At 65.1% G+C, this 16,475-nt stretch carries 17 protein-coding genes and 1 pseudogene; 17 read left to right on the plus strand and 1 reads right to left on the minus strand.

The features are described 5' to 3' along the window. Positions 1 to 426: 426 nt before the first annotated feature. The 16 genes and pseudogenes from EV192_RS57580 to EV192_RS45015 all read left to right on the plus strand — a co-directional run. Positions 427 to 789 (plus strand): annotated as a pseudogene (locus EV192_RS57580) (alpha/beta fold hydrolase); the annotation flags it as partial. A 7-nt stretch (positions 790 to 796) separates the two neighbouring features. Then, positions 797 to 1,030 carry an alpha/beta fold hydrolase gene (locus EV192_RS56455; RefSeq protein ID WP_243727476.1) on the plus strand — a complete coding sequence of 78 codons (234 nt, stop codon included), beginning with the start codon at positions 797 to 799 and terminating at the stop codon, positions 1,028 to 1,030. Positions 1,031 to 1,137: 107 nt separating this feature from the next. Further along, positions 1,138 to 1,551 (plus strand): LbetaH domain-containing protein, encoded by a 414-nt coding sequence (locus EV192_RS44950; RefSeq protein ID WP_132124899.1) that lies wholly within the window; start codon positions 1,138 to 1,140, stop codon positions 1,549 to 1,551. A gap of 515 nt (positions 1,552 to 2,066) precedes the next feature. Continuing rightward, positions 2,067 to 2,663, plus strand: a complete 597-nt coding sequence (locus tag EV192_RS44955; protein ID WP_165960938.1) for a prepilin peptidase — start codon at positions 2,067 to 2,069, stop codon at positions 2,661 to 2,663. Between the two features lie 218 nt (positions 2,664 to 2,881). Further along, the gene (locus tag EV192_RS44960; protein WP_132124901.1) at positions 2,882 to 3,217 is read left to right on the plus strand and encodes a hypothetical protein; all 336 of its coding nucleotides are present in this window, start codon (positions 2,882 to 2,884) and stop codon (positions 3,215 to 3,217) included. A gap of 401 nt (positions 3,218 to 3,618) precedes the next feature. Then, the gene (locus EV192_RS44965; RefSeq protein WP_132124902.1) at positions 3,619 to 4,080 is read left to right on the plus strand and encodes a hypothetical protein; all 462 of its coding nucleotides are present in this window, start codon (positions 3,619 to 3,621) and stop codon (positions 4,078 to 4,080) included. Between the two features lie 123 nt (positions 4,081 to 4,203). Continuing rightward, entirely contained in the window at positions 4,204 to 4,758 is a 555-nt protein-coding gene (locus EV192_RS44970; RefSeq protein WP_165960939.1) for an SAF domain-containing protein, read from the plus strand. A gap of 816 nt (positions 4,759 to 5,574) precedes the next feature. Continuing rightward, positions 5,575 to 6,978 carry a TadA family conjugal transfer-associated ATPase gene (locus EV192_RS44975; protein WP_243727477.1) on the plus strand — a complete coding sequence of 468 codons (1,404 nt, stop codon included), beginning with the start codon at positions 5,575 to 5,577 and terminating at the stop codon, positions 6,976 to 6,978. Further along, entirely contained in the window at positions 6,975 to 7,805 is an 831-nt protein-coding gene (locus EV192_RS44980) for a type II secretion system F family protein (protein WP_132124904.1), read from the plus strand. The genes EV192_RS44975 and EV192_RS44980 overlap by 4 nt, the downstream gene beginning before the upstream one ends. Further along, on the plus strand, positions 7,805 to 8,662 hold the full coding sequence (locus tag EV192_RS44985) for a type II secretion system F family protein (protein WP_132124905.1): 858 nt from the start codon (positions 7,805 to 7,807) through the stop codon (positions 8,660 to 8,662). The genes EV192_RS44980 and EV192_RS44985 overlap by 1 nt, the downstream gene beginning before the upstream one ends. 14 nt (positions 8,663 to 8,676) lie before the next feature. After that, positions 8,677 to 8,916: a hypothetical protein gene (locus EV192_RS44990; protein WP_132124906.1), complete on the plus strand. Its 240-nt coding sequence runs from the start codon at positions 8,677 to 8,679 to the stop codon at positions 8,914 to 8,916. Further along, on the plus strand, positions 8,904 to 9,320 hold the full coding sequence (locus EV192_RS44995) for a TadE family protein (protein ID WP_132124907.1): 417 nt from the start codon (positions 8,904 to 8,906) through the stop codon (positions 9,318 to 9,320). The genes EV192_RS44990 and EV192_RS44995 overlap by 13 nt, the downstream gene beginning before the upstream one ends. After that, positions 9,317 to 9,748: a TadE/TadG family type IV pilus assembly protein gene (locus tag EV192_RS45000; protein ID WP_132124908.1), complete on the plus strand. Its 432-nt coding sequence runs from the start codon at positions 9,317 to 9,319 to the stop codon at positions 9,746 to 9,748. The genes EV192_RS44995 and EV192_RS45000 overlap by 4 nt, the downstream gene beginning before the upstream one ends. A 12-nt stretch (positions 9,749 to 9,760) precedes the next feature. After that, on the plus strand, positions 9,761 to 10,162 hold the full coding sequence (locus EV192_RS45005) for a hypothetical protein (RefSeq protein WP_132124909.1): 402 nt from the start codon (positions 9,761 to 9,763) through the stop codon (positions 10,160 to 10,162). Next, positions 10,159 to 12,954, plus strand: a complete 2,796-nt coding sequence (locus EV192_RS45010) for a LysM peptidoglycan-binding domain-containing protein (RefSeq protein WP_132124910.1) — start codon at positions 10,159 to 10,161, stop codon at positions 12,952 to 12,954. The genes EV192_RS45005 and EV192_RS45010 overlap by 4 nt, the downstream gene beginning before the upstream one ends. Positions 12,955 to 12,956: 2 nt before the next feature. After that, positions 12,957 to 13,391: a hypothetical protein gene (locus EV192_RS45015; RefSeq protein WP_132124911.1), complete on the plus strand. Its 435-nt coding sequence runs from the start codon at positions 12,957 to 12,959 to the stop codon at positions 13,389 to 13,391. A gap of 332 nt (positions 13,392 to 13,723) precedes the next feature. On the opposite strand, the gene EV192_RS45020 is transcribed toward EV192_RS45015, so the two are convergent. Then, positions 13,724 to 14,164, minus strand: coding sequence for a winged helix-turn-helix transcriptional regulator (locus EV192_RS45020; RefSeq protein ID WP_207926745.1), 441 nt, complete (start codon positions 14,162 to 14,164; stop codon positions 13,724 to 13,726). A 1,684-nt stretch (positions 14,165 to 15,848) separates the two neighbouring features. On the opposite strand from EV192_RS45020, the gene EV192_RS45025 reads away from it, so the two are divergent. Further along, positions 15,849 to 16,244 (plus strand): hypothetical protein, encoded by a 396-nt coding sequence (locus tag EV192_RS45025; protein WP_132124912.1) that lies wholly within the window; start codon positions 15,849 to 15,851, stop codon positions 16,242 to 16,244. Positions 16,245 to 16,475: the final 231 nt, after the last annotated feature.

Consider the following 16,475-nt stretch of genomic DNA (forward strand, 5'->3'; position numbering starts at 1 on the left):
ACACCTGAACCTTCGCCCACTGCAGTCAGTGACCAACCACCCCAACCAGTAACACCACGTAGCCAACCCCCAGGCACAAACACCGCCCCAGGGACCAACATCATCCTGGCAGGCGGTTCGACGAGCGCACGGTTCTAGCTCCTGTGGCGGGATACCGGACGACAACGGACTACAGCCGTCGTTGGCGGTCACGGTGGCTCCGGCGCGGGCAGGTACCCGGTCGAGCCGGGCGAGGGCGATCGTCAACTACCGGACGAACCACCGCACGGTGGTCAGGGTCGACCCCTGATTCATGATTGCGAACGAGCCTGACACTCAGGGCACACTGTGCAACTGGAAGCCATGTTGCACCCCGCCCGAGTACAAGGAAAACGTGGCGTGGTCATCCAGGCTCACGGGATCAACGCCGACATGGATGAGGGCGGAATGTTCGCTCGCCTTGCTGATCGACTGGCGGACGCAGACTTCCACCTGCTGCGGTTCTCATTTCGAGGCCACGGCGGCAGCGGCGGGACGCAGCAGGGGATGGCAATCGCTGACGAGATGCTCGATCTCCAGGCCGCGGTGGAACACATGATCACTCGTCGCCCAGGCCCGTTGGCGATCGTCGCGTCAAGCTTCGGAGCGGTGTCCACCGCGCTCTCCTTTCCGTGGCTTGCTAACCATCTCCATCGCCTCACGCTGCGGAAGCCCGTGCTGGACCTGCAACGCACCTTCCTCAGTCCGGAATTACCCTGGGGGATCGAGAACTTCAACTCAGCCCAGCAGGACCTGTTGGCCACGCAAGGCTTTCTTGATGCTCGACGGCGAGTTCAGAGTCGGCAGAGTTCTGTTCGAGGAGTTCCGCCACTACGAGCCGCTGAAATACCTTGTAGCCAGTACGGTCCCTGCTCTCGTCGTGCATGGCGACCAGGACGCCGCGGTCTCCTACGAGATCGCACGACAGGCAGCCGACACCAAGCCGAATATCGACTTCCACACCGTGCACGATTCGGATCATGGATTTGATACGTGGGGAACGGGAGAATGAGGCCATCACGGTCACGGCGGAGTGGCTGATCGACGATCGGGAACCAGCGTGAATGTCTCGTCGCTGTATGCGTCGATGAGACTGGACAGCAGCATTGTGGGCGAGCATTGCGTCCCTGGCTGTCCGAAGGAGGCGCGCCTGCCGGCCGAGCAGCAGAAGCCTGGCTCATCGCCGATCGGCACACCGATGATGATCGGGCCGAGGTGCTGGCCGGTCGTGTCGTGGTCTACGAGGGGGTGCAGATCGGCGCTGGCTGCGTGATCGAGGACCGCGCGCGCATGGAGAACGAGAGCACGATCAGTGATCGAACCCGCATCGTGTACGGCGCTTACCTGTCCGAGCGAGTCGGGGCTGAAGGGATACCGCCCGACATCAGCAGGTCGAAGGGACTGTCCGGGACCGAGACGGGAAGGTCGGGGCAGCGTCCGAGTCACCCATGCGCGGCGGTCTGGTCGCCGCAGCAAATTGATCACGTACATGCGGGCGTGATCAATACGGCGGGTTCCCCGTCCGGCGCATGATGAGATCGCGCAGTTCCGCGATCTGCTTGGTCCCGAGGCCGGAGGTCACTTGTGCGAAGCAAAGCTGGCTCCTCGCATCACGCCGACAGCCGACACGGGGTTCTGACGGGCTATCCGGATTACAGAACGGCAACGTTGCCGCTCATTTCGTTCCCCCAAACAGGTGAAGATTTGCTCCGTTGGCTGTTCCGACACCTTTGTCCCTGCGTGGGGACCTTGCTGTCCCTGGGGGTGTGTCATGTAGACGTGATGTGCACCACAGGAGATGGGTATCGGCTATAGGACTGTAAGGGGCGTGTCACGGTGGACAGGGGCAGACGACGTGGTTGTCATGGCGTGAATCGGCGCGTGATGGTTGGGTTCGCGTTGGTGATCGTCGTTGGTGGCTTCAGCTCGAACTCGGCCTCGATGCCCGATGGGCGACGTGATCCAGTTAGGTCGGCCCGTAGATGCCAGTCCGACGTCCGCGGGAGGGAATTGTGTGGACAGCATTCGTGTACGGAGGCGTTGGCGCGGTGTTCGGCCTCTTCGCCATTGGATGGGCATATCAGTTGATAGAGCAAAGCCCACACGGACTCCTGTCCTTCGCCGTGCCAACACTTTGCCGCCATGTCACCATGGCATTCATTGTCGCGGTGGTGCTCACTGCGGTGGCTATTCGGTGGAAAGATTCGCCCGCTGCTGCGGCATTCGCCTGGCTCGCCGTGACAGGTATCGCCCTTGCTGTAGTCGACATAGAATTCCAACGCTTGCCCCACCATTTGGTGGGCGCTATGGCGATAGGCGGTGGCGTGCTGCTTGGTGTAGCGGACCTTGGTGCCCTTTCCAGGGGCTTGGTGGCTGCGCTTGGCATTGCTGGTTGTTGGTCGCTGGCAAGGATCGTTTTCCTGGACGGGGTTGGCTTCGGCGATGTGACGTTGTCGGGAGCGGTTGCGTTGTACCTCGGCTGGTTGGGGTGGCAGTACCTGCTGCTTGCGCTGCTGGTGACAGCCTTGCTGGCTGGGGCTTTAGCCGGGTTCCTGCTCGTTACACGTCGTGCCGGACCGAAAGATCAGTTCGCTTACGGACCAGTGCTGGTCTTCAGCACGTTGCTGGTTCTTGTTTTTCCGTGAGGTTCGTGGATCGTGAGGTGGATTGGGTGACTCGACATCGACCTGCCCGTATGACAGGTGTGTTCGCCATGCTGCTGGTGGTGTCCAGCGCGTGCACGGCACATGAGAGCCCTGGCCTCCCACCACGGTCTACGCCGTCCGCGACGGACACCCGGACCGGGCCACAGGCGGCCGTTGAGGCGGCCTACAAGGAGTACTGGCGGGTTGAGCAGGTGGTCATGCAGTTGCCCGAGTCCGAATGGTCCGCACATATCCACGAGGTGGCTGCTGGGGCGCAGGCTGATCGTGTTCTCGACGGGCTCCGTTCGCTGCGCGAACAGTCGTTGACGGTGTACGGATCGATGATGCCGCGCGTTTCGCGTGTGGACGTTTCTGGAGATCAAGCGACGGTTCAGGACTGCCAGGATTCGAGTCACGGTGGACAGGCTGATGCGGCGACGGGCAAGCCGAAAACCGTTGGCGTGCCGCGTAGTCCTGTCACGGCGACGTTGATGCGCGGGGCTGACGGTCGGTGGCGAGTGACCGGAGTGTCCTATCCGGAAGGGACGTGCTGATGAACCTTGTTCCTAAGGCCGTCCTCGTGACGTTCGCCGTGTGGCTGGTTGGTGCCGGTGCGTTTGCCCAGCCGGGGGGCGGCATCGTGGTGACGCCTAGCGACCCGATTGGGATCAACGGCCCACCGGGTGTCGGAATGGGGGTGTCGCATCCCGGCCAGCCTGGGCATCTTGGTCAAGGCGGCAGTTCGACCGGATCAACGGCTGCAGGTGGCGACGGCCTCCAGGTTCCCGCCTGCACGTCGAACCCCGTTCCTGGTGCCAGTATTGGTGGCGATCCGAACACTCCTACCTGGAACTCTTGTACGGGCTCGGCGTCCGGTGTGATCGGTGGTCCTGCCGCGCCGGCAGTTGGGCCGACACCGGCGCAGTTGGCAGCGCAGGCGTACCAGGAGATGCGGATGCCGCTGCCTGTCCCCGAGCACTCACCTGATCTTCGCCTGGCGGATGGGCGGTCGGCCACGGTGGTCGGTGAGCACACGTGGATTTGGACCGATCGCAGCGCGTGGGCGGAGCAGTCCAAGCGGGTGGCCGCCGGGTCGGTGTGGGCGGAGGTCACTGCGATTCCGGTGCGGCTGTCGTTCGACACCGCTGTGTCCATTCCTGTGTCGTGTCCGGGGCCGGGTACCGCCTATGACCGCAGGTATGGACTGCATGCGGCCTCTCCGGACTGCGACATCGTGTTCATCACGTCCTCCTACGGTCAACCGGGCGACCAGGTTAACGCGACCTATCGCATCACCTGGCGAGTGACCTGGGTCGGCTCGACTGGCACGGCGCCAGCGTCCGGGACCCTGCCGACCATGACCTCTCAAGCGACCACCACGCTCGCGGTCGCCGAGGCCCAAGCCTTGATCCACTAAGGAACTAGCATGTCGATTTCTCTTGCGACCACAAGGACCCAGTCTGATCCGACCGACCATTCGAAGGCGACACCGCCGGTACCGCGGCGGCGACGATGGTGGCTGGTCGCGATCGGTGTGGCGATGACTGCGGCGGCGATCGTTCTGGTTCAAACCTATGTGGACAGTAATAACAGGACAGAGTCGGTCCTCGTGTTGGCGCGTGATGTTCCGTGGAACCAGCGCATTACCGACACGGACCTGACGGTCGCCAACGCTACCCCGGATCCACACGTGCACATGATCGCCGCCACACAACGCAACGACGTGATCGGCCGTGTCGCCGCGCACAGTCTCACTGCGGGCAGCCTGCTGACGGCGGAACAACTCACTGACCACGCCATCCCGGGCCCTGGTCAGCTTCTTGTTGGCCTGTTGGTGAAACCCGGTCAACTGCCGGCCCGTGGACTGCGTCCGGAAGACCACGTGCAAATCGTATCCGGGGCACAACCGACCGTGGGCTCGACCACCGTCGGCGATCACCCAGCCGTACAAGCGACCGTCGTGGACGTGGGGCCACCCAACGCATCCGACGGGATCACGGTGGACGTCGTAGTGGACATCGAACTGGGTGCTGCTCTGACCTCGATGGCCGCGACGGGCCCAGTGTTGGTGTCGCTCGTCGGACCACAGAAGTAACGGAGACTATGTCATGGCCATGATCGTCATTCTGTCGGCGAAGGCGAGCCCCGGCGCGACCACTGCGGTAGCGGCGGCGACCAGAACCTGGCCCGCATCGGTCCTCGCCGTGGGCGCTGACCCCAGCGGAGACGACCTGCTGACGGGGTGGTTGGGCGGCTGGCTGATGAACGGGTGGATTCGACCGGAACGCGGTCTGCTCGGGTTCGCGACGGCCACCCGGCACGCCGAGCACGTCACAGCAGACGACCTACGGCCGTTTATCCAAGCTATCCCGACCACGACCCACGCCCGGATCGTGACCGGTTTGCTGGAACCAGGCCAAGCATCGTCCGTGGGGCCGGCCGGATGGGGACGCCTGGCACACGCGCTGGTTGACCTGTCTCGACGAGGAGCACATCAGGTCGACGTTCTGGTGGATGGTGGCCGATTCGGTCCCGCGACGGCCTGGCCCTTGCTGCACGCTGCGGATCTAGTCTTGGTCGCTGTTCGACCGGAACGCAGGGCCGTGCTGGCAGCCCGACCGCTGGCACGGCTACTAGCATCGCGAATGGTGTCTGGCCGGCTGGGCTTGGCGGTCACGACGGCCTCCGCGCAGGACGCCCGCGAGGTGGCGAACGTCCTTGGGCTGCCTGTCGGGCTGCGGACACCTGACGATCCTCGCTCGGCACGGTGGTTCTCGGACGGTAGCGGGGGCGTAGCACCGCCGGGTCGGTCCAAGCTGCTGCAGGTCGTGCGGGGAGAAGCGCAACGTCTGCACGACGCGCTGAACATGCCACACCCAGCAAGCGTCCGCCCACTGGCCGGAGTGTCGTGATGACCGCGACGGTCAATGGGCACCGGCCGGTCGCCGCCGATGACGCGGTGGTGCAGGAGATCAGGAACCTGGTCGATCTGCGGCTGGAGCATGCGGCGCGCGGTGACAAGGCGAACGAGCAGGTGTTGTCCAAGCCTGAGGAGGCTGCTCGGACGAGGATGGTCGTCGAGGAGGAGGTCGAGGCGTGGGTGGCTCGTCGTGCGACCTCGGGAGCCCCGCCGCTGGCCCGGGACATGGAACAAGCCCTCGCCGAATCGGTGATGGCCGCGCTGGCCGGGATCGGCAAGATCGATCGGCTGCTGCGTCGCCCGGATGTCGAGAACATCTTCATCTTCGGACACAACGGCGTGTTTCTCGAACTGTGGGACGGGTCTGTCGAGCAGTGGCCGCACCCGGTAGCCGACTCGGACAACCACCTTGTTGAGCTGTTGGCCGGGATGTTCGCCCGCCTCGGCCGTACCTCCCGCGAGTTCTCAGCCAGCACACCGCTGGGCAACCTCCACCTTCCCGCGGGCGGCCCACTGGGTGCGCGCCTGGCCGCGGTCATGGAGATCACCGAACGACCGGCCGTGGCCATTCGCCTGCCGCGCCTCATGGGCGCAACCCTCGACGACCTCGTTCGTCGGGGAACTATCGACCTGATTCTCCGCGACTTCCTGGCCGCGGCGGTGCGGGCGCGACTGAAGATCGCGGTGACGGGTGAATGGGGCGCTGGCAAGACCACCCTGCTGCGCAGCCTGTGTCACGAGATCCCGCCCTGGGAACACGTCATCACTATCGAGGACGACTACGAACTTGGCTTGCAGACCTGGCCCGACCGCCACCCGTTGGTCACGGCGATGGAAGCGCGGCTGCCCAACGCGGAGGGTGTCGGCGAGATCACCCTGGACACGCTGCTCAAGCAAGCGCTACGGCACTCTCCCAAAAGGATTGTGGTCGGTGAGGTCCGCGGCGGTGAAGTGACTGCGCTGCTGCGGGCGTTGAGCACCGGTGCGGCTGGTCTGTGCTCCTTCCACGCGGATACCGCGGCCTCGGTGTTCGACCGAATCGCGAACATGGCTCAACTGGCCGATCCGCCCTTGCCGGTCGATGCCGCGTACCGGTGGACGGCCTCCGCGATCGACCTGATCGTGCACATCCGGCAACGAGACACCATCACCCCGGACGGGCGACGTGTCCGCGAGCGCTACGTCGAGCAGGTGCTGGAAGTCGGCGCCGTCGGCGACACCGACCGACCGGACACCACGGAGGTATTCAGTCCACGCGGCCAGGACGGACGAGCTGTCCCCGCCTACGTACCCACCGAACAAACTCTTGCCGCTCTTGCCCACCATGGTTTTGCTCCTGAGTTGCTCGATCGCCCCGACGGCGGCTGGGTCGACACCCACGGGACCCGGTCGTGATCCCCGCGCTGCTTGGTGTACTCATGGTCGCGGGCGTGGCCCTGGCATTGTGCGGGTGGGCGGGAGTGTCACTCCTGCCCGCGTCGTTGCTGGCTGGGCTGCGCCGCCCTGGGCACTGGCGAGGTCTTCGCTGGCTGCCGGTGGCCGTGGCGGCGGGCGTGGCGGTCGGCTGGCTTACCGGATGGCCGGTCGCGGCCGTCGCCGCGAGCGTGGGCACGTTGATCGTGCCCAGAACGCTACGGCAACGCCGGGTCGCCCACACGATCGCGTTGCGCGAAGCGCTGGCCGACTGGGCGCAACGACTCGGGAGAACCCTCGCCGCCGGTACCGGAGGTATCGAGGAAGCCATTGTCCGTAGCGCCCGGACCACGCCCGCAGCGCTGGCCGTGCCGGTGACCGATTTGGCCACCCGGGTGCGGCAGCGCGGCTTGGTGGCGGCCTTGCAGGCGTTCGCCGACGACATCAACGACGTCACCGGCGATGCGCTGGCCGCGGCGCTGATTCTGCGTGCCACGGATGGCGGCCGAGGTCTGCTTGCGGTGTTGGACAACCTCTCGGCGTCCCTGCGCCAGGACACTGCCGCCCGGCGGACGGTCGAGGTGGAGCGGGCCAAGCCTCGAACCCAGATGAAGATCATCATTGCGATTGTGGTCACGGTCACCGCGATCCTGTTGATGTCCTCGCGGTTGCTCGCTGCCTACGACCAACCCCGTGGTCAGGTGTGGCTCGGTGTGGTGTGTCTGATCTGGGGCGTGGCGTTCTGGCTGGCCGATCGGTTGACCCGGCCCGAGCGGCCCACCCGATTCCTACGGGGAGACACACGGTGATGACTCTTCTCGTCCTGACTGCGGTCCTGGGTGCCGTAGGTGTCCTGCTGGTGCTGCTGGCGGTGTTGCCGCCCGCGCCGGTTGACCTGCCGGCCGTGATCTCGCGCATCGACGACGTCCTGCGCCAGGACGTCACACCACGTGGCTGGCACCGAGTCCTGCAGTACGTCGTCGACCGATCGGAACGGTCGACGAGCCGCTGGTGGGGCATTCCCACCGCCGACCTTCACCTCGTCGGCCAGACAACAACCAGGTATCTGGCTCGCCGAGGGATCTATGCCGTGCTCGGCGCGGCGGTGATGGTGGCGGCCCTGCTGCGTATGAACGTCGTCTCTCTAGCAGCTCCCGCTGCTGTGGTCGGCGCGGTGGCGCTGTCGATGGTGCCGTGGTACTCGGTGCGGCATGCGGCCGGTCGCGCTCGCCGCGATGTCGTGCATGCCTTGGCGGCACTGTTTGATCTCACCGCGCAAGAGCGCGACGCCGGGCGAGCACCCGGCCAGGCCCTGACCGCGGCGGCAGCCGTGTGCGACGGGTGGGCCTTCAGCGAGGTCCGGTCCTGTCTGCGCAGCGCGCAACGGACGGGTGTCACGCCGTGGGCCGCCCTCACCCAGTTCAGTGCGCGTATCGAGGTGGAGGCATTGCACGATCTCGGCGACATCATCGCCAGCGCCGCGGACGGCGCCGCGGTCAGCCGAACACTGCGGGACAAAGCGGCCGTGCTGCGCGAGGCGGCGCTGCAGGCGGAGTCCACGACCGCCAGCAAGCGATCCGAGTGGCTGTTCGCGCCGGTGGCGTTGCTTGTGATCGGGCTTCTGGTGTTGTTGCTATATCCCATCTTCAGCCAGATTCCGCAATGAAGAGGAAGTATGTGATGACCAACAAGGACACCAACAAAGAGATCAACAAGGAACTCTTGGCCCTCACCGTGATCGCATGTGTGGTTCGGTTGCTGGAGAGGACGTCGCGTCGACTTGCCGCGGCAAGCGACCGCGGAGCGCAAAGTGTTGACGTTGCCGTCTGGATAGGACTCCTGATCATCGCTGCCGTTGCCATCCTCTGGCCGCAGATTCAACACCTTCTGCAGGGCTTGATGGCGAAATGGCAGTCCTAGCCGTGAACCGACGCCAGCCGGGCGACCGCGGCTCACTGACTGTCGAGTGGGCGCTGTGGGCGCTGCCGGTCGTGATCGTCGTGCTCGGCCTGCTCCAGTTTGGACTGTGGTGGGTCGCGCGCGACCTCGCGATGACCTCCGCCCAGCAGGGACTTCTCGCCGGCCGCGGCCTGGGTGCGACACCGGCGGACGCTCGCGCCGCGGCCACCAGGTTCATTGCCCGAGCCGACCCAATCGCGCGCGATCCGGACGTCAGTACTGCTGGCACCACAGATCAGGTTCTGCACGTCGATGTCTCGGTTTCGGTGCTGACGATCATCCCGGATCCCTGGCTGACCTGGAGGGTCCATCAAAGCGTTGCCGGGGCTCGTGAGCGTTTCACCGTTCCTGGGAACACGCGATGACACCCTACGACGTCCCTGATCGCGGTTCGGTCACTGTCGAAGTCGCGATCTGGAGCACGATCATCGTCATTGTGGGTTCGCTGCTGTGGGCCTTCGGTCGCGCGCAACTGGCCGGCAGCGCGGTGACCTACGTCGCGATCAACGCCGCCCGTGAAGCGTCACACGCACGCACCGCGAGCCAGGCACAACGAGAGGCGACCAGCACTGCAGCTCAAACCATTGCCGAACAAGGACTTCGGTGCACGTCGTTCACGATCACTGTCGACACGTCCGGGTTCACTGTTCCGGTCGGACAACCTGCGCAGGTCCGGGTGGACGTCACCTGCGTGGTTGACGTGGCCGACCTCGCCGTACCGGGCCTCCTCGGCAGCAAGGCGCTTCGGCAGTCCTGGAGCAGCGCGCTGGACACCTTCCGCGGACGCACCTAAAGGGGGCCTCTCGTGGTGGAACCGTCTGACCGGGGATCGCTGAGCGTCTTCGTAGCCGCTGTGCTCGGTGTGATGATGCTGGTCTTCGCGTTTGTCATTGACCTGCACGGCCAGACGCAAGCGATCGCCCGAGCGGACGCCCTCGCCGCCGAAGGCGCCCGTGCCGCCCTGACCGCGGTCGATACCCGAGGTTCCGTGATCGGCATCGATACAGGTGCGGCGGTTGCCGCAGCGCAGTCCTACCTTGCCTACGCCGGGGCGACCGGCTCAGTGCACGTCACAGCGCCGCGCACCATCCACGTCACGGTCACCGTAGATCAACCAGCCGTCATCGGCCTCCTCGGCGCCTGGTACCACGCTGTCGGTGACGCCACGGCGGAGTTGAAAGCCGACACCCGAGACAGCACGCCATGACCATCGGCAAGCACGCCATCAAAGCCGCGGGCGCGATCGTGGTCCTTGCCACGTTCGCGGTCGGGCTTCCCTGGCTCAACACGTCGACCGGGGGACGACTCGCGGCCCTGCTGCCTCGGTCGTGGCCGAACCTGTCGGACCCGCAACTGCTGGACCACACGTGGGCATCCCTGCGCTGGTCCTTTGTCGACGGAACGGCCTGGCCATGGTTGGCGCACGTGACGCTCTGGTGCGTATGGCTGATCGGCCTCTACTGGATTGTCGCGGACATCGTCGCTGTCGTTCGTCGCGGTGCTGTCCAGGTGGGTCGTCGTGTTGCCGCCTGGACGCCGCGAACCTGGGTGTCCGGTCTGGTAGCCACGATCATCATCGCGCTTGCCAACACCGCCGCTTCAGCCGACGCCGTTGCCCCGTCAGCCGCCACGACGTTGGTCATCACGCAGCCGGTCCCGCCGGGTCCCGGGCTGCGTCCTGTTGAGATCCAAGTACAGCCCCACGACACGCTGTGGGACATCGCGCGACGGGAACTCGGCGACGGCACCCGGTGGCACGACCTCTGGGACTGGAACCGAGGTGTCCTCCAACGCGACGGCCGTGCGCTCACCCGCCCCCATCTGATCCGACCAGGATGGACGCTGGTCGCCTACGTCCCGCCACCGCCACCCGCACCCCCCAGCACGACCGCAGCACCGCCGCCTCAGGTGCCGCCGAACCCGGCCTCGACCACCAACCCGCCGCTACTCGACGAGCACACCGCCCCTCAACCGGCGAACCCACGCCAGGCTCACGGGATCCAGCTGTCCACCGGGGCCTATGTCAGCCTCGCCCTCGCCGCCGCGATCACCAGCGCGGTCACGTCGGTCCTCGTCTGGCGGCGACGCCACTACCGGGTCGGCAGCGGTACCCGCGCCGACCTGCACCAACCGTTCGCGCCCGTCGTGCGAGCCCTCCGAGTCGCCCACGACGACGGGCAGCCCGCCGTCGACGACGTGGAGTACATCGATCTCACACCGCCCCCACCGCAGCGCCACCTCACCGCCGTCCCGTCGCGCGAGCAGGACCACAAACACCGACGAATTTCGGCACGAGTCGGTGTGCGCGCCGGACACGTACTCGCAGTGAACGTCGCTGCCACCCGCGGACTCGGCCTGACCGGCCCCGGTGCCATTAACACCGCCCGCGCGCTGCTGGTGCACCTGCTCGCCGAGCACCAGCACAGCACTGGCATCCGGGTGATCATCCCTGCGTGCGACCTGCGCTTCGTCATCGGCGGCGCCGGTGTCGACCGCCTGCCCTCCACCGTGCTGGTGGTCGACTCTCTGGATGCCGCCCTCGCCGAGACCGAAGCGACCCTGCTCACCCGCACCCGCACTCGCCACGCCCTCCAGCAGACCGCGCCACTGCGTGCCCCGGCCCCGCTTGTGCTGATCGCCCGCCCTCTGCCGCAGGCCGAAGGTCGCCTCCGGGCCGTCCTGGACAACGGCACCACCCTCGGCATGGCCGGCATCCTGCTCGGCCAGTGGCAGCCCGGTGTGACCATCTGTGTCCGTGCCGACGGCACCGTCACGGACACCAGTCCCGGCATCGGTGACCCGTTGGCCGGCGCACGCCTGTTCACCCTGCCCGGCCCTGACGTCAGTGCGTTGCTCGCCGTGCTCCGCGACGCCGAAGGCCCTGCCGATGGCCTGACCCGCGACCAGCCACCGCTTGTCCCCGAGCAACCCACCGTCGAGCGAACACAGCCCGCATCAACTCCGCCCCCCGCACCACATGGGCATGCGGTCATCGCGTCGACGCCACGCACACCACGGCGGGATGTTCAGTCGGTCTCTATGGATGCCCAACTCCAGCCCGCTACACCGAGGTTCGCCCAAGGCCGCACCGACAACCGCGGCACAGCGGCCACCGACGTCGTGGGGCCACATCGGCGACCGTCGCAGGTGGACCAACCCATCGAACCGAAACCCGATACGGTCGTGGCGCGGCGGCCGTTGGCGATACGAGTGCTGGGCCGCGTCCACCTGATCCGTCAGGAGGAGGACGGCGAGTACGAGCTGAGCGGAGTGCTGACCCCGAAGTACCGCGAAATGATCCTCTGTCTCGCGCTGCATCCGCAGGGTGTTCGCCGCGAAGCCCTCAACGACGCCGTCTGGCCGGACAGCAGGCCGCCACGGGCCTACAACTCCTTTCACAACACGTTGTCGGTGCTGCGCCGAGCAGTCAGCGACGCCACCCGCGGCGCGATCACCAACTTCGTGCTCAACCATGACGGCCGTTACCGTCTCAACGCCGACCTGGTGACCGTAGATCTCTGGCACCTGCAGCACAGTCTGCACGCTCAGCCTCGGGCTGGTGGGCACGACCAGGATCGATTTGACGAGGTGATCGAGCTGTACCAGGCCCACCTCGCCGAGGACCTGACCGCGCGCTGGATCGAACCCTTCCGAGAGTCCCTGCGCCGCGACGTACTGGACGCACTCGGCGCCGTGATCCGCTCCCACCGCGACACCAACCCCGACACCGAACTCGTTCTGCTGGAGCGCGCCCGGAAACTCGACCGCTACAACGAGGGCATCTACCGCGACATCATCCGGACCCAGGCCCGCCTCGGCCAGTTCGACGCCATCCCACGCACCCTCGCCCTGCTGGCCACCACGCTGGAGGAGATTGGACACCAGCCCGGCACCGAGACCCGCATCCTCGCCGACGTCCTGTCCCACCGCGGCAGCACACCACGGCCGGACGCGGCCACTAACACCACACCGGGTGCGTCCACGGAAAGGAGACCGTAATCATGCCAACCAACGAAGAGATCGAACGCCGTATCCAGGAGGTCGACGCTCCCCGCAGCGCGAAAAGGGCCGCCACGGCACAGCAGGTCCATGAACTGGCCCAGCGGCGCGCCGCCGTCGCAGCCGAACTCAACGACATCGAACGACACCTCGGCGACGTCCTCGCTGCCGCTACGGATGTCATCGACATTGACGAACTCGCACGGTTTACCGACATCCGGACCGCCGATCTCACCCAGTGGCGCGCCGCACGCAAGCCCACTCGCACCACACGCAAGCAGTCCACCGACAGCAAACCCGACGTGAAGAACACCACGACCGACCGATCGGCGGCACCGAGGACAGCAACGGCTGACCGGGCATCCACGCTGCCCGAGGTCGCCATACCACGCCCTGCGGAAGTGCCCACGCGTGTCCCGACGGAAGCGACCCGTTAGCGCTCGACTGTCCGAGCCGGGACGGTCGCCCACCACAACGTTCGGGCCGCCACCGGCCGGCCGCCTTCGCATACCTCAGTCCGACGACGAGTGGCGGTCAAGCCCCATGACGGAACCTCGCTGATGACCTGAGCGCGCCGTAGAGCCAGGCGATCCGTGAATCCCTGCGCCGCGACACCTCGATGCGTTCGGCAACGCCGAAGGACATCGAGCGACACCCGAGCGGCGAAACCCTCGACCTTGCGCATTCCGGCGACCACGGAGCAACGGTTTGCGGTCCGCATCGTCCGACAACGCCGCCGCAGCTCACCGCAGCCCGCGCCTCACCACGTTTAGTGGTCCTCCAGAGGCTCACTGTCGTCCCAACCTGACAGGCGCCGCTTCTGCTCCAATCGAGCCTTCTGCATGCGCTCGATCAGGTCCAGATGCTTCTCGGCCCATTCGACCAGAGGACGGCCACTATCGAGCAACTCGATGGCTGCTGGCGTCAGCGAGTAAGCGACCGTTCGTGGAAACGGCCGCACCACTGTCCGGTCCACCAGACCGGCCGTCCTCATGCGCCCGAGCGTCCGGCTCAGCGCACGGCTCTGGATCTCGTGCTCAGTGCCCGTCCACGGATCCCAGGTGGTCATCCCCTGGATGGCCCCATGGAGTTCGTGGTAATACAGCGAACCGAGGCTCAACGCCACCAGAATATGAGTGACCCACTCCCCGTTCAGCAAGTGTCTCAGGTCTCGCGACAGCTGAACGTACCTTGCGGCCCCCGTGATCATATGTACACCCCACGCTCACTCGTGCAGGCCCGCGTACGCTCCGCCCCCGCAGCTTCTGGGCGGGCCCAATGAACTTCAAACGATTCTCATCGCCTCCCCCTCTGACCAGAGGGCGTATATTTCGGTCGTCGTTGGATACTTCGGTTGAAGGTCATCAACCTACGTCGCGCCAGTCAGTTAGCACAGCGGTACTTCTACTTAGGACACCAACGTCACCACATCGGGCGACACCTTCGGAGATCAACTCCACTCTCAGTGAGCGAAGCGAGACGTCCTCGCTACCTACCGGGCGACGGTCCGATTGAACTACCTGCTAGAGCGGTAGCCCTCCAGAGGCGACGAAAGGGCAGGCCAGGACAACCGCAACCCCTACCGATGCGACGCCCGACTCGGTCGCCGGCAGGCATATGAACAGTCGGCTTGGGTGGGTGGTCGCCTGCCGTTCCTTTCGACTCCGTGGTCGCCTTCGCTGCGGTGGTCACCATCTCCTCGTACCACCACTTTCCGCCGGCCGAGCCCTTGCGCGTCTCTCTCGTCCTCGCTCGCGTTCCGGCCGCTCTGTCCATGATCAACTGCTCTCGACATGCAGGCGCATGTCAATCTGATTTCATTTACCTTCGACGTATTGACAAAGCGCAATTCGATGTCCGTCAACTGTTCTCATTTGTCGGGATGATTTCTCGGGCGAATTGCGATAGCAAAAAGATTCGACGTATCGAATTCCGTGCAATTCCCCGATCTGCGCAATTCTGTCAATCCGTTTGCATCGAAACGAGCTGCCCGGTCGCCTGGTCGCGTTCGCTGGGGGTCTCGCCGTGCCGGTCGCCTGGTCGCGTTCGCTGGGGGTCTCGCCGTGCCGGTCGCCTGGCTCCTATGCCGTTTCCGGTGCCCCATGGCACTTGACCAGCGCGCATACAAGATCAGGTCACGACAAGGTCACGACATGGGGTCCGGCACTTGCGAAGTGTCCACTAGAGATGTCTACTAGACATGTCAACAGGAAAGCTTCGAGGAGGCGACGAGGACCAGGGCACGGCGTCCCTGCGAGTCGATCATCACGGCGTCTTTCCTGTCGGCAACAACCTTAAGTCCCGTATAGCACGGGCAGCGGCTTGGGCCGTGCGGTCAGCAGCGAATCCGCGCAGAGCGGAATGGTGAACGACGCGTAGCCAAACGCTCATTTCCGCAAGGGAATGTGTAGTAACTGCGCTTGCAGCATCATTTGTATAGCTCTTGCTATAGAGCGGAGTAGCGCGCATAAATGGCATGTCTGCCACAGGTGTGCCCCCAAGATAGGTCAATGGTGGTCTAGCACCGAAAAACGTCGCAATGCGTAGGCGTTCGGGGTTGTTTCAAGCGGTTGCCGACATTGGGTTTCTTTGGCTTGAGAGCGTCGCTCTCGCCTGCCCATAGCACGCTAAACCCATACGGGCATGGTTCCTTACATTGCGCACTAGACATAACGGCTTATCCCAACAGTGTTTAGAGATTCAGGGAATGTGTGTCATCGGAACGCGCAACTCTCACCCGTGAGTAGCGCCGTATTGCCCGGATACAGAATGTGTCCCCTTTGCGGAGATCTCACAACGCGAGAGTTGCGCGTTCCGGTGCCAGTTCACAACTGGCCTGAATCACTGCCCAGTCAACCCCCTTTTCGTTCAACGAACGGAGTACCGCCATGACTATGACTCTGATCGATTGGTCCGCCCGGATTAGCGCCAGGGCGGACGCTCTGTCCGTCCCGGACGGCGGCTTTTCTGTCAACCCAAGCGACGGTTCAGATGTCCGAATCGGCTACGCAGTCGCCGTGCACCCGGAACACGAACGCATTTTCGACGGCCCCGTGACCCGCAACGATCTTCACGAATACATCGCGCACGCGAAGGACGCTCTTTCGCTACCCGGTCGCGTTCTCGGCGGCTGGCGTGACCCCGCAACCGGCCGCGTCTACCTGGACGTCTCAATCGTGACGGCGGACCTGTCCGAAGCAATGACGCTCGCGCGGGAAACCGCACAGCTCGCCATTTTCGACTTCTCAGCCATGGAATCAGTTCCAGTCGCGACCCCGTCCGCGGCATGAATCAAAGGAAGCGTAAACCATGAGTGCAGTCACTGTAATGATCACCGATGGACAAGCGCGCCGTATCGCGTCCGGCTGGCACGGCGGCATGTCGTCCGCGCTTTACTCACTCGCGTCATCGGGTGCAATTGACCTTGACCGTGTGCGCGACGAAATCTCCCGCGAGCTCTGGCGACTAGACGTCGGACAAGTTCGACGCGAGCTACTTGCCCTGGACAAATACGTACGAAC

The sequence above is a fragment of the Actinocrispum wychmicini genome (assembly GCF_004345645.1).
Taxonomy (GTDB): domain Bacteria; phylum Actinomycetota; class Actinomycetes; order Mycobacteriales; family Pseudonocardiaceae; genus Kibdelosporangium; species Kibdelosporangium wychmicini.

Coding starts and splice junctions, on each gene's coding strand:
- EV192_RS45020 (WP_207926745.1), bottom strand. CDS start 14,164: ATGATCACGGGGGCCGCAAGGTACGTTCAGCTGTCGCGAGACCTGAGA.
- EV192_RS45025 (WP_132124912.1), top strand. CDS start 15,849: ATGACTCTGATCGATTGGTCCGCCCGGATTAGCGCCAGGGCGGACGCT.
- EV192_RS44990 (WP_132124906.1), top strand. CDS start 8,677: ATGACCAACAAGGACACCAACAAAGAGATCAACAAGGAACTCTTGGCC.
- EV192_RS44960 (WP_132124901.1), top strand. CDS start 2,882: ATGCAGTTGCCCGAGTCCGAATGGTCCGCACATATCCACGAGGTGGCT.
- EV192_RS44965 (WP_132124902.1), top strand. CDS start 3,619: ATGCCGCTGCCTGTCCCCGAGCACTCACCTGATCTTCGCCTGGCGGAT.
- EV192_RS45015 (WP_132124911.1), top strand. CDS start 12,957: ATGCCAACCAACGAAGAGATCGAACGCCGTATCCAGGAGGTCGACGCT.
- EV192_RS44970 (WP_165960939.1), top strand. CDS start 4,204: ATGACTGCGGCGGCGATCGTTCTGGTTCAAACCTATGTGGACAGTAAT.
- EV192_RS56455 (WP_243727476.1), top strand. CDS start 797: ATGCTCGACGGCGAGTTCAGAGTCGGCAGAGTTCTGTTCGAGGAGTTC.
- EV192_RS45000 (WP_132124908.1), top strand. CDS start 9,317: ATGACACCCTACGACGTCCCTGATCGCGGTTCGGTCACTGTCGAAGTC.
- EV192_RS44995 (WP_132124907.1), top strand. CDS start 8,904: ATGGCAGTCCTAGCCGTGAACCGACGCCAGCCGGGCGACCGCGGCTCA.
- EV192_RS44985 (WP_132124905.1), top strand. CDS start 7,805: ATGACTCTTCTCGTCCTGACTGCGGTCCTGGGTGCCGTAGGTGTCCTG.
- EV192_RS45010 (WP_132124910.1), top strand. CDS start 10,159: ATGACCATCGGCAAGCACGCCATCAAAGCCGCGGGCGCGATCGTGGTC.
- EV192_RS44975 (WP_243727477.1), top strand. CDS start 5,575: ATGACCGCGACGGTCAATGGGCACCGGCCGGTCGCCGCCGATGACGCG.